We start from the raw sequence: 16083 nt of genomic DNA on the forward strand, positions 1-16083 counted from the left end.
TGTACTAGCTATAGTGGTTTTCACTTGAGAATGGGTTTTATTGACGGGGTGAAGGGGTGGAACAAGCGGGGAACCCCCAAGACCGCTCTGCCTCCCTTGCTTGGGGGCATTGCTCCCAAACCCCCTGCTCACCACCGATCTGAAAACCGCTATAAGATAGATGCATGGCAATTTTATTGCCATACCCTCACAAAGTCGTAACGAGTTCAAACATCGATATGCAGCTAAAGCGTTTGGGGCATGTAGCAGTTTGCGTTAAAGATATTCCAACTTCCGTGCAGTTCTATCAGAATCTGGGGATGGAGCTAGCATGGCAAGATAGCGATTGGGCTTATCTAAAGGCGGGAGAAGATGGCTTAGCCTTGCTCGGCCCTGGCTATAGTCAAGCGGGGGCGCACTTTGGCTTTATCTTTAGCGATCGCGCCGAACTGGAAGCTCACCACGCGCGTTTAACCGAGAAAGGATTTAAAGTTGGCAAAATTCACGAACATCGCGACGGTACCGCCTCGTTTTATAGTAAAGATCCAGATCGCAACACGTTTGAGTTTCTGTACGAGCCACCAGGAGGGGTTGGGGACTAGGAGTTGGGTGATGAAGGTCGGGCGATCTCTCGGGCTAATGGTTATGGAGCGGTTAAAGATAATCTCTTATTCCCTAGCCCCCCTCACCTATTAGCGATCTACTGCAGCGATCGGTAATAAGCGATCGGTTATCAGCAATAATTGATAACTGGCAATGTTTACTATGCACTTTTTGCAGTTCGTAGATCGTCTGCCGCTATTTCATCATCACTGTCTCCAAATATGGCTCCCATCAACAAGTTGCTGATTGCTAATCGAGGCGAGATCGCGCTTCGCGTAATTCGTTCCTGCGAGGAGTTAGGCATTGCTACCGTAGCAGTCTACTCAACCGTCGATCGCAACTCTTTGCACGTGCAACTAGCAGATGAAGCCGTTTGTATTGGCGATGCTCCCAGCAGCAAAAGCTATCTGAATATTCCCAACATTATTGCGGCGGCGCTCACGCGCAATGCTACTGCTATTCACCCTGGCTACGGCTTCCTCTCTGAAAATGCCCGCTTTGCCGAAATTTGTGCCGATCATAACCTGTTGTTTGTGGGGCCGAGTCCGGCAGCAATCCAGTCAATGGGCGATAAATCCACCGCCAAGAAAACCATGCAAAGAGCTGGCGTACCCACGGTGCCCGGTAGCGATGGGTTGATCGAATCGGAAGCACACGCCGTTAAAATTGCCGATAAAATTGGTTACCCCGTCATGATCAAAGCCACAGCAGGCGGCGGTGGTAGGGGGATGCGCCTGGTTTACCAACCAGACGATCTGGTGAAGTTACTCAAGGCTGCCCAGGGCGAAGCGGAAGCTGCCTTTGCCAATCCGGGCGTATATATTGAGAAATTCGTCGAAGATCCCCGCCACATTGAATTTCAGGTGCTGGCCGATGGCTATGGTAACGTGATTCACCTGGGCGAGCGCGATTGTTCCATTCAACGCCGCCACCAAAAACTCCTGGAGGAAGCTCCCAGCATAGCGCTAAATCCTAAGTTGCGATCGCAGATGGGTGATGCTGCCGTCCGTGCTGCCAAAGCCATCAATTACGTTGGGGTCGGCACCGTAGAGTTTTTACTCGACAAGTACGGTAAGTTTTATTTCATGGAGATGAATACCCGCATTCAAGTCGAGCACCCTGTCACTGAAATGATTACGGGTATCGATCTAATTGCGGAGCAATTACGAGTAGCCCAGGGTGAAAGACTCAAGCTCACCCAAAAAGATGTGATTATGCGGGGTCATGCGATCGAATGTCGCATTAATGCCGAAGATCCTGCCCATAATTTCCGTCCCAATCCCGGACGAATTACCGCTTACCTACCGCCAGGTGGCCCAGGCGTGCGCATGGATTCCCATGTCTACACCGACTACGAGATCCCTCCCTACTACGACTCGCTAATTGGCAAGTTAATCGTGTGGGCAGGCGATCGCCCCTCTGCAATCCTGCGCATGCAGCGCGCCTTGAATGAATTTGCGATCGCGGGCATCCCCACCACCATCGAATTTCACCAAAAAATCCTGGAGGACGAGGATTTCCAACGGGGTCACGTATTTACTAACTACGTACAGCAACTGATGGCGAAAAACCTCTAAAAATTAGGAGTCTGGAAGTCTATGAATTTATATTGTGTTATTTTTAATCAAAATTCAGCCTAATTGACCTATTGAAACTGGTCAATTAGCTGCCCCTAAAGTTAATACTAGATTATGCTTAGTGATGTTGATATAAAACGAGAACTCGGGACGGGCATCCTAATCTATCCTTTTAAGGAAAGTAACCTTAAAGGAGCAAGTTACAACCTAACTGCTAGTAGATTAGCTTGGTGTATAGGTAACAGTAACAGTCAATATAACAAAAAGAGTATTTACAATCCGAGTAACGACAAAATAATTATCCCCGCAAGAACGACCGCTCTTATAGAAACTTATGAGGCTATTTGGGTGTCACAAAATATATGTGGGACATATCATTCACGGGTAGGTCAGGTTTCACAGGGTACAGGGCATATTGGGACTACTCTCGATCCTAACTATATTGGACCGTCCTTAATAGCTGTTCATAACCACAGCGATGAGCAGGTTGAGATTACTCCAGAAACAGAACCTTTTGTAACTCTAGCTTTTCAGTATGTTTGCACTAAATCTTCAGTAGAGCAGCATGGTAACTCTGCGGGGAGAAGAGAAATACTTATGAAATTAGGGATACAACTTACTCTCGATGAAAATACTTTTCTAGATGAAGCTTACCTTAGTAATAAAGACTTACTGAAAAAAAGGTTGGAAGAATGCGAAGACTACAAATTAATAAAGAGCAATCGAGAAGAGAAGGCTTCTAAAAATTCTTTGAAAAATTTGTACGTTTTGCTAGCTTTAATTACAGGTGTGCTGATAATTGTAGATGCAGTTTTAACTCACTATCAGGGGTTGAAACAACTATCCTGGTACGACCCTGTTTACTTTCTTGTAGAGAAATCCATAGAAGCTACTATAGTTGCGTGGATCGCAATATTTGTTTCAAGACTAGAAAAGAAGAATTCTTGAATAACTGTAGCAAGCCAAATCAAGGTTAGTAATTATTATGAGATTAAAAGTACTAAGGCTAAATGAGGAGGCAGTTATCCCTAAATATGAACATGTTGGGGATTCTGGAATGGACTTGGTCTCAACTGAAGAACTAGTGATTCATCCAGGTGAAAGTAGTCTTGTTCATACTGGTATTTCTATAGAACTACCACCGGGTACTGAGGCTCAGGTGCGCCCCAGAAGTGGCCTAGCTCTAAAGCATCAAATTACAGTTCTTAATACACCAGGAACAGTGGATGAGGGATTTAGAGGTGAAGTTTGTGTAATTCTGATTAATCATGGCAAAACTAACTTCACAGTTACCAAGGGTATGAAAATTGCCCAAATGGTAATCGTGCCTGTAATTCGTGTGGAACTAGAAGAAGTTGGTAGCTTAAACGATACCTCTAGAGGAAAAGGGGGGTTTGGTTCTACGGGAATAGTTACCCAAGTTTAGGAAATCAAAAACGTATGTTTTTTAAACTCGTGCTAGCGTAACCGCTTCGATTTGATCTTGGTACTTGCCCCGTCGATCTTCGTAGCTGACCGCACATGGCTCGCCTTCGAGGAATAGGAGTTGCACCACACCTTCGTTGGCGTAGAGACGGCAGTCGGCACTGGAGGAGTTAGAGAATTCTAAAGTCAAATGACCGCGCCAGCCCGCCTCGGCTGGTGTCAGATTGGCGATTACACCAGTACGAGCGTAGGTAGAGTTATGGACGATAAAATCATTGGCAACGAAGTTTTCTAGTTGAGGTACGGAAATGTCATAAACTTCTTCCAGCCCCACCTCTTCTATAGTTTTTATCGCATCCCATAAAATGCGATCGTGAATTTTTTGCTTTGGTTTTGTTGCCAAGAGAATTGAGTGCATTTTTTCTTCAAATTTTCTTTGCTTCAGAGAACCCGGCCAAAAACCTATTTCGTTAAAAAATCGGAGAATGGATTCTGAAGATTGAAACGATAAAGAGTAAGCGGTTTTACCTTTGTCAGGATATCTAGAGCGAATTTGACTGGGGATGCCAAACCGTAACAACAAATGGTGAACGTCGCGGATGAGTCGTTCGCTAGTAGAACAATACTCAACAGCCAATGTTGGCTTTGCTCTCGTAGATTCGCCAACAATATAAACACTGCCGTCTCCAGAAAATAAAGCGCGGAGGAAAGCAGCAATTACAAGCCTTGGCGCGGTAAAAACCCGTTGTGGCACAAATTTTTGACTTGCACCTACATTTAAGTTGTAGGATTTGAGCCATAAACTGGTGCGATTATGACGGACAATACCGCCTCTCCCTGCTTGGTTTACCAGGCGATATCCGTAGCCCTGACCTTTAGAAGTCACTACTTGCTCGACTACTGTTTTTGCGCAATCTCTTAATACGCCAACTAGCACCTCATCTTCGGAACTAAAGCACGGACTGTTCCCAGGTGTATCGCATTGTCCCTCAGAAATCATCAGGCCCAATAAAATCGCTTCATCAATGGTTAGATCGCCATTGCCAAATACTGGAATTTCTCGCGGGGTTGCTATTTTATCGTTGGTTTTTAGTTTTTCCAGCGATCTCCATCCTGCTTCGGTTAAAAATGGATGATTTGCAGTTGCCTTAATAACGGCTCCTTTTTGGGTCACGACCTTGAAAACGGGTTTAACCCCTTGTGCGATCGCAGGACTGGCAGGTTGTTTGATAATTCCTTGCAGTTTACTGTAGCTTGCGGTAGAGCCCCCCTGGAATTCTTCGATCGGCAAATAAGCACCAGTTGTAGCATCAACAATTCTCGTGTCTCCGGTTAAACATTTGCCAATGCAAATTACGGTTACATTTTCTGGTACAGCCAGTCGTTCGAGCGCTACGCCCAAACCATAGGAATGGGCAGGCAGAATAAAGAAGCTGCCATTGTCATCGCTATGTAATTCCGATGCTTCTAGATTCTTAGAACTAAAGTTCTTGGGGTCGATCACCGTGCCTGGTACGTGGCGAAAAATGCGAAAGTCTACAGGTGAAAGGCGAATATCGTAGCCATAGGATGATAATCCGTAGCTAATTACAGGCCGCAATCCCGAATTAGCTTCTACTTTTACCTGTCGGATCAAATTAGGCTCAAATGGCGAAATCATGCCAGCAGATGCCATCTGCGTAATCCAGGTGTCATTTTTGATCATTACTTTGCTTTCTTAAAGAGCTTGTTTTGAAAATACATGCCGCTATATTTTATGCTGCTTCCGTCCAGATATATCTATAGCCAACAGGCTTAGGACGGGGTGCAGGGGTTCCACCCCTGCGTGGGGGCGCAGCCCCCACACCCCCATGACCTAACAGATCTGTCTATGGCTATAGAAAGCTTTGGGGTGCTAATGAATTAGCATGGACAATTGGCATTAAACCAGATGGTTTAGAGCGATATGCTAATTCTTGCAAAGAGGGTGATTATTTTATTGCCCTCTTTATGGTTTGGGTGGTACTTTAAGCCAATCAGTTCAAAGGGTTCTCTTATAGTTCCTGTAAAGAGATGGGATACTGCCGCAATGTAATCGAAGAGTTAGTAATCGAAGAGGTTAAATCTCAGATTAGTAAACTTGCTGCTGCTATGCGCAAACAGGTGAGCTTAAGTGAAGCGATCGCATATTCGCTCAACCGTCTCCCTCCTATGTATGCTACGACACAAGCTGGCTGGTCGCGGCAAATCAAGCGCGCGCGTGGCGAGTTGAGTTCGCAGATCCGTAATGTGGTTTCCCACGCCCTGGTTAGCGTCCGCCCCGATCCGTTGCGCGTTTCCGAACCCCTTCCAGAATCAGAGCTAGAAGGGCACGCCAGATCGCTAGCACGGCTCCAACAAATCCTGGATAAACCAGATCTAAGGTGGAGAGATGTCCCGGCTACATTGCTAGCAGCAATGTCAAACGTGCGGATGAAGCCAGGCACCTCGACAGTCGCTTCGGGCAGGATGGGTGCGGTAGATGTCAAAGCTTATCTCCAGCGTTCCAAAGTCCGCACGGCAAAACCTGGAGTTAATGTGTCGGAAACGGATTTGGAAGCGAAGGAATTTGCTGCCTATATGGCTGGTGCTGGTTTCGGTTATAGCAATATTCTGGAAAAGTTGGTGGCATCGATCGCCACGCGACAACTGGAACGCCTTAATCCCGAAATAGCCGATTCCATTCCCATTGAAGAGGTGGTGGCCTATACGCTAAACCGCTTACCCACTATGTATGCTACTAGCGATCGCGGGTTTAAAGCGCTGCATATGCGTGCAAAAATCGAGCTGGCCAATCAGATTATCTCAACCATGCGTCAAGCAATTATGAAGGTCAGCCAAACTCCCTACAAGTCGGTTCCACCTCTCCCCTTTGACAAATTTAACCTGGAGCTGAATATGGCATTAGCCGATCTAAAGCAGCTCCTGGGACGGGAAGACATTACCTGGCGCAATGTCCCCGATATTGTCGAAAGCGTATTAGAGACTTAGTAGGTCCCAATTGGTTGAGGGCAGGCACGGGAGCGCTTCTCCTACAGTTATCGGTAAATTCTTTTGTGGAAATTGCCTCAACACTTAACGATTCTCCGTACGGAACTTGACGGAATCGCCGTGGGATGGCAATCCCTCAGCTTCAGTCAGCGCTGCAATTGCTCCGGCAACTTCATTCAACGCTTCGGGGCTGTATTGAATAATGCTGGAATGCTTCATGAAAGTTTCTACACCTAGAGCAGAGGCATAACGGGCAGCTCCGGCTGTTGGTAACGTGTGGTTGGGGCCAGCTAAGTAGTCACCCACAGCCTCTGGGGTAGAGTGCCCCATAAAAATAGCACCAGCATGGCGAATTAGTTCTAGTAATTCCCAAGGCTCTTCAACTTCCAACTCTAAATGTTCGGGGGCAAAAAGATTAGATAGATCGGCAGCAGTTTTAAGACTGTCTACGACAATTACCAGTCCGTAGTTGGCAATGGCTTTCTCTGTTAACAGGCGACGAGGATGGTTTTCCAGTAGCCTTTCCACTTCTTCTACGACTCGACTTGCCAGGCGCGAGTCAGTGGCGATCAATATAGCCGCAGCCATAGAATCGTGCTCGGCCTGTGCCAGCATGTCTGTCGCAACATACAATGGGTTCGCGCTACGATCTGCAATTACCAACACTTCCGACGGCCCCGCCAGGGAGTCAATGCCCACTCGACCGTAAACCTGCTTTTTGGCAAGCGTGACGTAGATGTTGCCAGGGCCAGTAATTACATCTACTGATGGAATAGTTTCTGTCCCATAAGCTAAAGCGGCAATTGCTTGCGCGCCACCCACACGATAGATTTCGTCTACTCCGGCAAGCTGTGCTGCTACTAAAATGGCCGGATTGACCGTCTTGTCTTTGCCAGGAGGAGTGACCATCACAATGCGTTTTACTCCAGCTACTACAGCGGGAATGGCATTCATCAACACGGTACTGGGATAGGCAGCACTGCCACCGGGTACGTAGATGCCCGCTGTATCAATTGGGGTATAACGTTTGCCCAACACCACTTCTTTCTCTCCGAAATGTACCCAGCTCTTGGGGACTCGCTGCCGATGAAATGCCTCTATGCGTTTATAGGCGAGTTGAATTGCTTGTAGCAATTCGGCTGAAACTTGCTGGAAAGCAGCATCAAGTTCGGTGCCGCTCACGCGCAGATCCGCCTGAGTGATAGTTTGACGATCGAACTCAGCCGTGTAGTGCAGCAGAGCGAAGTCCCCCTGTCTCCGTACAGCCTGAATCACTTCGCTGACTGTGGCTTCTTTATGGGTTACTCGATCGTCATGAATGCGATCGCAGATCCGTTTCAATTCGGTTTCTGCTTCAGTCCGCTGAGTAATGATTCGCAGCATAGGTTTGGCTAAAGAAGCAATGATTAATCCTAGCTTAACCTATCATAAGTGCCTTATATATTGGATTGGGGACTGCCGATTTGATAACTTAATTTAGGGAGTACCGCTAAATGGAGCGGGCTGGATTGCGAAAATTGATTGCAGTTCTTCGTACAGCTTCTTCGCTAGCAGATCGTTGGCGCGATCGCTGAGGTCGATCGGATTGTAGAAGGCTTGTTCCTTAAAATCTTTGTAGATTCCATAAAGATCGATAACTCTGACATTGGCGAGATCTTTCTTGGGTTCTTTTGGTTTTAGTGCCGCCTCCAATTCTGAGAACGAATTTTCCACTCGAGCGGAGTATTCCGTACCTAAGTCCTTGAGGATTTTTGATTCCTCAGCCGTGAGCGAATTCTTTTTCGCAGTGATCTCGGGCTGAATTGCCACAATTGTCTGCGCGCCAGATGTGAGTTTTGCGACTTGACGCAGGTTGTAACGGTAGCGAGCAATTCTCCGTTTTAGTTCTTCGGTATCGGAGGAAAACTGATTAGCTGAAAATGCGAGGCTGCCTCGATCGATGCTAGGGAACACCCAGCGACGCGCAGCTTTGACTAAATAGAGCGAGCTGAACCATTGATCGAATTGCTGGGAAACGTAACGCCAATAGTGTTCGGTGGGATTTTGCAGTATGCGATCGAAGTTGACAACTTCTCTGGCGACCTCGGTACTGGGCGATCGCAGATCTTCATAACCATTCAGAATAATCACAACGTCAGGACTAAATGCCATAACGCGATGCACCAATAGGGCAAGCTCGTTACCAGAGGTATAGCCCGGTACCGCAGCAGCGATCGCGCGATAGTTGCCTTCCTTTAGTCGATCTGGCAATACTTGGATTGCTTCGACTTGTTCGGCGAAGTAAGGGGTTTCTGTCGGCTTAAACTTTTCAGGGTTTTTAGCCTGTGCCTTCAAGCGTTCCTGGAGTAGGGTTTGCAATTTAGCTGCCAGAGTAGCCTGGTTGCTAGCTGCCATTTGGCCAAAGGCAGTGGAATTGCCAATGACAAAGATGCGAATTTCGTTTTTGGGCTTACTGAGTTCTAGATCGCCGGTTTGACGGAACCCATGGCGATCGATTTGCCACAATTTATTATTTTGATTGGGAACGAGTTCGTACCCCAAGAGCGGACTGCGCCGTACTTGCAACTCGCCGGACAAAGATGTCAAGCCAGGATAGGGGTTACCATGGGCATCTTCTAGTCTTAGGGCATAGGCTGATGCTACGGATCCGCCCAAAGACTTTTCTAGCTGGTTGGCAGTACCTGTAACAAATACAACTCCGCGCACCAAAAGCTCCAGGAGTAGCAAAAGTATGGGTATGCCGACGAGGACGACTAATAATCCCGTACGCAGCCAGGATCTTGGTTGGGAACGTCCCATCGCATAAGATGAGTAATACTTACTTTTTCTCGGCATCATTTGTCGAGGCTAAAAAACCACTGCTTAGGCTAACATAGAACGTTCTATACGTCACATCAGAATCAAGTAGGAAGTTTCCTATTCTAACTCTCTGTGGCTACTACTTGGCGATCGCCTATGTTATTCCAGGGTGTTAGTCCTAATTGCTCTAACATTTGACTATCGGCATCAAGTCCGGGATTGGGGCTGGTCAGCAGCCGCTCGCCTGTAAAGATAGAATTAGCACCTGCTAGAAAACATAATGCCTGTTCTGCAACGCTCATTGCCCGTCGTCCCGCTGACAAACGCACTACGGCAGCGGGGATCGCAATTCTAGCCGTGGCAATCGTGCGTACCAGTACTAAAGGATCGACGGTGGAGAGATCGCCTAAGGGAGTGCCCTCAATCGGAGCCAGGGCATTAATCGGCACCGACTCTGGTTGGGGATCGAGATTGGCCAGGACGTGGATTAACTCGATGCGATCGCGATCGGTTTCGCCCAAGCCAACGATACCGCCGCAACAGAGTTGAATTCCTGCTTGTGCTACAGCTTTAATCGTATCGAGGCGATCGCTGTAGGTACGAGTGGTAATAATTTCTGGATAAAAGCTAGCTGAGGTATCGAGATTGTGGTTGTAAGCGGTTAAACCCGCTTTTGCCAGACGTTGTGCCTGATCCAAACGCATCATACCAAGCGTGACGCAGGCTTCCATCCCCAAACCGACAACTGCTTCCACCATCTCGAGGATGCGTTCGAATTCTGCGCCATCCGGTACCTGCCGCCAGGCCGCACCCATACAAAATCGGGTAGAACCGTTAGCTTTTGCCGCTTTTGCCTGCTCGACTACATCTGCTAGGGGTAGTAGCGGATAGGTTTCCACATCGGTTTGATAGCGAGCGCTCTGCGCGCAATAATGACAGTCCTCGGGGCAGCGCCCAGACTTAATATTTGCCAAAGTACATAGCTGTACGCGATCGCTCTGGTGATATTGGCGGTGAACGGTCTGCGCTTCAAATACCAAAGAGGTAAGCGGTTGGTGGTAAATCTGCCGAACGCGATCTAGTGAAATCAAAGGGACACCTGGGTAATTGGTATTAAAATGGGTTCGGTTCCAAATTCTACATCATGACTAATCAAGCCGATCGAACTAACCAATCTGCCCAAGCTGGGAATGCTCCAAATCCCACAGCAAGCAAGCCTAAAATTAACTACGAAGAAGCGTGGGACACCTACGCCCAAAATTGGGATCGCATACACCCTGACCTCGATGGCGGTCATATTGGCGATGAGTGGATTGGTAAAGGCGCGGGAGCCGCACAATCCCTAGCTGAGTACGAAGCCCTGATCGAGCAAAAATTTATCCAGCCCTATATTACCGATCGGGATACGGTACTGGAAATTGGTGTAGGCGGTGGCAAAACTGGAGCTTTATTACTAAAACATTGCGATCGCCTGATTTGTGCCGATATTTCCGCCAATATGCTCGGGGCAACGCGAGAGCGTCTGGGTGTAGAGCGCGTTAGTTATGCCAAGCTTGACGGTTTGACTTTAGATAGCATTGATACGGGAGCGATCGACATCTGTTTTTGCTACGACACCATGGTACACATCGAACCCAGAGATATTTTTAATTACCTGACCCGCATACCCAGGTTGATGCGCGGCAAGCGTCTCTGTCTGTTTCACCACGGTAATACGCTTAGTGACTTAGGTTGGCAAAAGTTTTTGAGCGAATGGGAGTACAACTTGCAAGGTACTAGGGGCGGTACTGCCTTTTCGGTGATGACAGATACGATTATGGAAAAGTTTTTAACCCATCTCAACTACGAAATAATCCTCAAAGACCCGCATACCGTGCCCAGAGATTGCGTGTGGGTGTGCCGAGCACCGGAGGTGGGCATTAAGCAGTAGGCTCGGGGCTTGCTCCCCTCTCCTTCGAGGAGAGGGGTTGGGGGTGAGGTCTGTAGAACTGACGCTAGTAAAATAACAGGCGACGCGTCAGCGTCGCCAGGACGATCGTGCCGCATACGACCACTAGCTGACCCGGCAGTAACTGAACGGAATAATGCCACACAGATTGCTGGATTAGTGTCAAGTTTGGTATGCCCAGAACCAAAACGTAAATAATGCCAACCAGATGAATAGCTGCTAACCCAAACAGGCAGCTAATTGTGATTTGCTTCATGCTCAAGGGGCGCAGAAACGCAAGATAGCCGCACAACCAGGCACCAGGAATAAAACCTAACAAATAACCAAAAACTGGCGATCGCAAAGAACCAATGCCACCGCCGTGGTAGAACACGTTAAACCCGCTCAGACCAAGGAAAATATAAGCAACTTGAGCCAGCAAACCCGCACTTTTACCGCCCAAGCAGCCTGTAATTAACACCGCACCAATTTGCATGGTGGCGCTTACCTGTTGTACTAAAGCACCTTCAGCATTACCAGGTAAAGGTGGCAGCAAAATTGCCGGCTGTAAAAATGTACTGCCAATTGTGAGCAAAAGTCCTGTCACTGCCCACATAACTTCTAGAACCGTAGGCACAGGCTTACTTCCATATATCCTCTTAGTCTTCATGCAGAGTAATGATACTCCGAAGTCTCCACAAATCGATCGCAGCTTTTCGATCGCTACTTTACCTTAAGCAAAACCAAAAGCAGGATGTTGTTTAACCCAACTTGTGGATATATTAAATGAATAATAGGTGATTTTTACATGCGGATGGTCAGCTCGATACTGCTTTTTTACATCGCTTGTTTGTAACTATGCTTGGCAAATCAACAACTGGAGAAACAGACTACCTGCTAGCCCTTGAGGATTGTTGTCGCGATCCGGCTGCTTTTGCCAAGTTAAAGCAAATCCTGAGCAACCTCCAGGAGCGTCAGAACTCTCTGGCAGCTAGCCTGCAAGAGAGAGAGACCCAGGTACGTCAGACCAGCTCTAATTTACAAGCAATATTTGAAGCATTTCCCGATTTGCAGTTTCGGCTTGATGCCGATGGCACCGTACTCGACTATCATGTTGGCAGTACTACCACACTATACATTCCCCCAGAACGGTTCCTGGGATGCAAGGTTCAGGATATTTTACCTCCTCCTACTGGAGCACAGGTTGATGCTGCCATATCCCAGGTAATTGCCACTAAGTCGCTTACGATTGTCGAGTATACCTTGCCTGGATCGGAGGGGGAGACGATCTTTGAGGCCAGGTTATTACCCCTCCCAGACGAGCAAATTATTGCGATCGTCAGGGATGTGACGGAGCGCAAACAAGCCGAGCAGGCTCTGCGCCTATCAGAGGAAAAATTTGCCAAAGTATTTCATTCTAGTCCTGCTGCGATTACGGTATCGACTTTTAAAGAAGGTCGCTACTTAGAAGTGAACGATACATTTGAGCGACTGAGCGGCTATACGCGAGAAGAAGTAGTCGGGCATACTGCTGCCAAACTCAAGATCTGGGCCGATCCTGAAGACGCATTGCATCTTCGAGAGATGTTACTACAGCGCGGCAAGGTGCAAAATGTAGAATATCGATTTCGCATGAAGTCGGGCAATATAGGGGTGTTTCTGGTCTCGGCAGAGTTGATTGACTTTGCAGGAGAACAGTGCATTCTCGCTACGACGAACGATATTAGCGATCGCAAGCACGCAGAAGCCCAATTACAAGCAGCACTGGAGCGCGATCGCCTGTTGGGAGAAATCGCTCTTCGCATTCGCCGCTCTCTCAATCTCGACCAGATTTTACACACCACCGTGAATGAAATCCGCCAATTACTCCAGGCCGATCGAGTCATCATCGGTCTAGCCGATCGGGATACAGTTGGGAGAATCGTAGCAGAATCCGTCGATTATAATTACCCCTCCATTATGGGTTGGATCGCTGATGAGAGCTATATTAGAGAAATGGAGACAGTTCTAAAACAGCAAAATGCGATCACGATCGGTAGTATTGCGGAGATTGACATGGATTCCAAGCGCTACCAACTATTTCGGCAATATCAAATCCAAGCAGCACTGATAGTACCGATTTTTTTAGGGGACGCGTTGTTTGGCGTTCTGGTGGCACATCAGTGCTCACGTCCGCGTCACTGGGAACAACAGGAGATCGATCTATTGGAGAAATTAGCAACCCAAGTAGCGATCGCGATCCAACAAGCACAACTCTACGAGCAGGTACAGTTGCTCAATTCTAATCTAGAGCGCCAGGTACAGGAGCGCACGATGGAGTTACAGCAAAAGGTTGAAGAACTGCAAGAGTTATCGCGACTTAAAGACTTTTTTCTCCATGCCGTCTCCCACGATCTGCGCACTCCAATTATGGGTATGCTCTTAGTATTGAAGAATTTCCTACATCCCAAGGATAAGCCAGTCCACCATACAGAGGAGCGATCGTCGAAGCGTCGTAGGAGATCCCATTCTCATGCAACTGCATCTAATGCTGCGAGCAATGGCACAAACCTCGCGACAAATTGTACTGTCGATCGTGCCCCCGCCACCGTGGAGATTCCACTTGCTTTGCTGGAACGCATGATTCAAAGCAGCGATCGCCAGTTGGAAATGCTCAATCTACTCTTGGACTCCCACATTACAGACGCGCAAGGTAGCAACCTGCAAATAGAGCCATCCAGCCTGCATGCTCTTTTAGAGAGAGCGGTGTCTAATCTGGAATCGTTGCTAGCAAAGAACCAGACCGAGTTAGTCAATCTCCTATCTCCCAATTTACCTGAAGTGAATGTCGATCCGATGCAAATTAATCGACTATTTGAGAATCTCATTGTGAATGCAATTAAGCATAACCTCCCAGGACTGCAACTCACCATTAACGCTACTCAAGAAGGTAATATGCTGCGCTGCACCTTACAGCATAACGGTCAGGGGATTGAGGAATGCGATCGCCTGTTTGAGTTATACGTCAAAGGAACGCATACCAAATATTCTGCCGGTATTGGCTTGGGCCTGTACCTCTGTCGTCAAATAGTCACAGCCCATGGCGGTCAGATCGGTGCGTTTAGCCAATCTAACCAAGGGGCAACTTTCTGGTTTACACTACCTTTAGCAACATGCTGCTGAAGCAAGTAAAATCCTACAAATTAGCCCTCTAAATCGCCTAATTCTGCGCGATTTTGGTTTTGCTCCTCCACAATTAGGAGGCTGGGGGCAATTCGGATCGCTAAACAGGACAAATCTATGCCACAAATTAACCCCTTTACTCTCCGCCTCCAGGTCAGCCGTCTAGTCGAACAGGGACAGCCCATGTTCGCTGAGATTAAAGTGCAGGACTGGCTCAAAGAACGCGGTCACGATTCCAAGGACTACGACATCATTCTCAAGCGCAAAATGCCAGAACCAGGCTCTAAAGCAGCTAGTCTGGTGGAAATCGAATTGCGCCGCCGTGACGGACAGCCCGTAGATGAGTGGTTGCAGGCAGAAGTGAATCGTCAGACCTAGGCTGCCAGATATGCTGCAATGCGTTGAGCTGCACCTGGAGTGCCCATCCGCTCCTGGCCGTTGGACACTGCCGTTTGAAATGCATCCGGATCGCTCAGAATATCGTTTAAAGCCTCGCCAGCTAGCGTAGGCTTATCGATCGTAACTATGGACGACCCCAGTAGATATGCTTGCTCTTGGGCAAATTTACTCGTGAACTGTGGGCCTTTGCCAGCGATCGTAATTACGGGCTTGCCCAGGCCGACTAGTTGTTCCGTTGCCGTACCTGCCATTGCCAACCCCAAATGACAGGCATGCAAGCAGTCGCCAAAACCTTGTTTTACCAACTGGAGGTAGGTTACGCCTTGCTGAAATGTCAGGTCGGCTATGTGCGTCCAGCCTTTTTCAACCAGGATTTGCTCTAATTTATCTAAATCTAGAGAGGATGCGATCGCTGCCAAAAACAGGATCTTATTGGTAATTACCCCAGCAACGCTTTGGGCAGCCCTCAGGAGGCAGGCCCAATTTTCATAGGCTTCGGGGGGACGCGAACCAGGCAGCAGCGTAACGATCCACTCATCTTCCTTGATATCAAAATCCAGACCCTTGGGTTCCAAACAGTCCATCATCGGATTGCCTAGATACTGAACCGACATGCCAAAGGATTTATTTAGCACGTCGGCGGTGAGTCGATCGCGCACGAAAGCAGCCCTACAGCGACGACTCCGCATCAGCGCTCGCTCCCACGGGAAGAAAATCGAGCCGCCCCAGGGCTTGCGAACCTCAGGTAACTTGCCACTGCGATCGCGCCAATAATACTCAGATTTGGCTGTAGCGAGGAAGGCAAAATCGCACCCGCCAAATACCGAAGGCAACCAGGCGAACAGTAAAGGTACGATATCGCCGACCGCCAGGATTAGCCTGTCACCGTAGCTCCCGCCCTGCTTAGACCACCGCCACGCAAACTTTAACTGCTTCATCGTCAGCCCAGCTAACCCCTGACGCATATCGCCCCACAGATGCCGTCCGTCCATGCGCACAAATCCGCCAGATGGCATGGTTTGCGCGATCTCTTCAGCGATCGCGATGTTAGCGCTGCGATAGGCATGGCCCATACCGACAAGCGGTAGTGCCACGACCGACATACCTAACTTTTCCAGTTCTAGACAAATGGTTACGGCAATCTGGTCTTCGCCGTGACCGTTACTGATACAAAGAATCTCCATTATTAAAGGTTGGGTGATG

At 48.2% G+C, this 16083-nt stretch carries 14 protein-coding genes; 8 read left to right on the plus strand and 6 right to left on the minus strand.

The annotated features are described in order from the left end of the window. Positions 1-218 precede the first annotated feature (218 nt). The 4 genes from PSE6802_RS0105355 (at position 219) to dut (ending at position 3585) form a co-directional block, all read left to right on the plus strand. Positions 219-581, plus strand: a complete 363-nt coding sequence (locus PSE6802_RS0105355) for a VOC family protein (RefSeq protein ID WP_026103081.1) — start codon at positions 219-221, stop codon at positions 579-581. A 222-nt stretch (positions 582-803) separates the two neighbouring features. Beyond that, positions 804-2159: an acetyl-CoA carboxylase biotin carboxylase subunit gene (gene accC / locus PSE6802_RS0105360; RefSeq protein ID WP_019499027.1), complete on the plus strand. Its 1356-nt coding sequence runs from the start codon at positions 804-806 to the stop codon at positions 2157-2159. Positions 2160-2273: 114 nt separating this feature from the next. Then, positions 2274-3107: a dCTP deaminase domain-containing protein gene (locus PSE6802_RS27875; protein WP_019499028.1), complete on the plus strand. Its 834-nt coding sequence runs from the start codon at positions 2274-2276 to the stop codon at positions 3105-3107. A gap of 37 nt (positions 3108-3144) precedes the next feature. Beyond that, positions 3145-3585, plus strand: coding sequence for a dUTP diphosphatase (gene dut, locus PSE6802_RS0105370; protein ID WP_019499029.1), 441 nt, complete (start codon positions 3145-3147; stop codon positions 3583-3585). Positions 3586-3606: 21 nt separating this feature from the next. Here dut and PSE6802_RS31720 read toward each other — a convergent pair whose 3' ends face one another. Continuing rightward, positions 3607-5289 carry an LAGLIDADG family homing endonuclease gene (locus tag PSE6802_RS31720; protein WP_019499030.1) on the minus strand — a complete coding sequence of 561 codons (1683 nt, stop codon included), beginning with the start codon at positions 5287-5289 and terminating at the stop codon, positions 3607-3609. Positions 5290-5636: 347 nt separating this feature from the next. On the opposite strand from PSE6802_RS31720, the gene PSE6802_RS0105385 reads away from it, so the two are divergent. Further along, on the plus strand, positions 5637-6593 hold the full coding sequence (locus PSE6802_RS0105385; protein ID WP_019499031.1) for a late competence development ComFB family protein: 957 nt from the start codon (positions 5637-5639) through the stop codon (positions 6591-6593). A gap of 84 nt (positions 6594-6677) precedes the next feature. On the opposite strand, the gene hisD is transcribed toward PSE6802_RS0105385, so the two are convergent. The 3 genes from hisD to bioB form a co-directional block, all read right to left on the minus strand. After that, positions 6678-7976 carry a histidinol dehydrogenase gene (hisD, locus tag PSE6802_RS0105390; protein ID WP_019499032.1) on the minus strand — a complete coding sequence of 433 codons (1299 nt, stop codon included), beginning with the start codon at positions 7974-7976 and terminating at the stop codon, positions 6678-6680. Between the two features lie 93 nt (positions 7977-8069). Then, on the minus strand, positions 8070-9392 hold the full coding sequence (locus tag PSE6802_RS27890; RefSeq protein ID WP_071592327.1) for a hypothetical protein: 1323 nt from the start codon (positions 9390-9392) through the stop codon (positions 8070-8072). 122 nt (positions 9393-9514) lie between these two features. Beyond that, positions 9515-10483, minus strand: coding sequence for a biotin synthase BioB (bioB, locus tag PSE6802_RS0105400; protein ID WP_019499034.1), 969 nt, complete (start codon positions 10481-10483; stop codon positions 9515-9517). A gap of 53 nt (positions 10484-10536) precedes the next feature. On the opposite strand from bioB, the gene PSE6802_RS0105405 reads away from it, so the two are divergent. Then, positions 10537-11322 carry a class I SAM-dependent methyltransferase gene (locus PSE6802_RS0105405; RefSeq protein ID WP_019499035.1) on the plus strand — a complete coding sequence of 262 codons (786 nt, stop codon included), beginning with the start codon at positions 10537-10539 and terminating at the stop codon, positions 11320-11322. A gap of 64 nt (positions 11323-11386) precedes the next feature. Here the strand turns inward: PSE6802_RS0105405 and PSE6802_RS0105410 are convergent, their stop codons facing one another. Next, positions 11387-11956 (minus strand): biotin transporter BioY, encoded by a 570-nt coding sequence (locus tag PSE6802_RS0105410; protein WP_156815437.1) that lies wholly within the window; start codon positions 11954-11956, stop codon positions 11387-11389. 221 nt (positions 11957-12177) lie between these two features. Here PSE6802_RS0105410 and PSE6802_RS0105415 point away from each other — a divergent pair, with 221 nt between their 5' ends. Next, positions 12178-14481 carry a PAS domain-containing sensor histidine kinase gene (locus PSE6802_RS0105415; protein ID WP_019499037.1) on the plus strand — a complete coding sequence of 768 codons (2304 nt, stop codon included), beginning with the start codon at positions 12178-12180 and terminating at the stop codon, positions 14479-14481. Between the two features lie 117 nt (positions 14482-14598). After that, complete coding sequence (locus PSE6802_RS0105420) at positions 14599-14859, plus strand: hypothetical protein (protein WP_019499038.1); 261 nt, start codon at positions 14599-14601, stop codon at positions 14857-14859. Here the strand turns inward: PSE6802_RS0105420 and PSE6802_RS0105425 are convergent. Further along, positions 14856-16064 (minus strand): lipid-A-disaccharide synthase-related protein, encoded by a 1209-nt coding sequence (locus tag PSE6802_RS0105425; RefSeq protein ID WP_026103084.1) that lies wholly within the window; start codon positions 16062-16064, stop codon positions 14856-14858. The genes PSE6802_RS0105420 and PSE6802_RS0105425 overlap by 4 nt on opposite strands. Between the last annotated feature and the right edge of the window lie 19 nt (positions 16065-16083).

The sequence above is a fragment of the Pseudanabaena sp. PCC 6802 genome, assembly GCF_000332175.1.
Classification (GTDB): Bacteria; Cyanobacteriota; Cyanobacteriia; order Pseudanabaenales; family Pseudanabaenaceae; genus PCC-6802.

Coding starts and splice junctions, on each gene's coding strand:
- PSE6802_RS0105355 (WP_026103081.1), top strand. CDS start 219: ATGCAGCTAAAGCGTTTGGGGCATGTAGCAGTTTGCGTTAAAGATATT.
- accC (WP_019499027.1), top strand. CDS start 804: ATGGCTCCCATCAACAAGTTGCTGATTGCTAATCGAGGCGAGATCGCG.
- PSE6802_RS27875 (WP_019499028.1), top strand. CDS start 2,274: ATGCTTAGTGATGTTGATATAAAACGAGAACTCGGGACGGGCATCCTA.
- dut (WP_019499029.1), top strand. CDS start 3,145: ATGAGATTAAAAGTACTAAGGCTAAATGAGGAGGCAGTTATCCCTAAA.
- PSE6802_RS31720 (WP_019499030.1), bottom strand. CDS start 5,289: ATGATCAAAAATGACACCTGGATTACGCAGATGGCATCTGCTGGCATG.
- PSE6802_RS0105385 (WP_019499031.1), top strand. CDS start 5,637: ATGGGATACTGCCGCAATGTAATCGAAGAGTTAGTAATCGAAGAGGTT.
- hisD (WP_019499032.1), bottom strand. CDS start 7,976: ATGCTGCGAATCATTACTCAGCGGACTGAAGCAGAAACCGAATTGAAA.
- PSE6802_RS27890 (WP_071592327.1), bottom strand. CDS start 9,392: ATGGGACGTTCCCAACCAAGATCCTGGCTGCGTACGGGATTATTAGTC.
- PSE6802_RS0105405 (WP_019499035.1), top strand. CDS start 10,537: ATGACTAATCAAGCCGATCGAACTAACCAATCTGCCCAAGCTGGGAAT.
- PSE6802_RS0105415 (WP_019499037.1), top strand. CDS start 12,178: ATGCTTGGCAAATCAACAACTGGAGAAACAGACTACCTGCTAGCCCTT.
- PSE6802_RS0105420 (WP_019499038.1), top strand. CDS start 14,599: ATGCCACAAATTAACCCCTTTACTCTCCGCCTCCAGGTCAGCCGTCTA.
- PSE6802_RS0105425 (WP_026103084.1), bottom strand. CDS start 16,064: ATGGAGATTCTTTGTATCAGTAACGGTCACGGCGAAGACCAGATTGCC.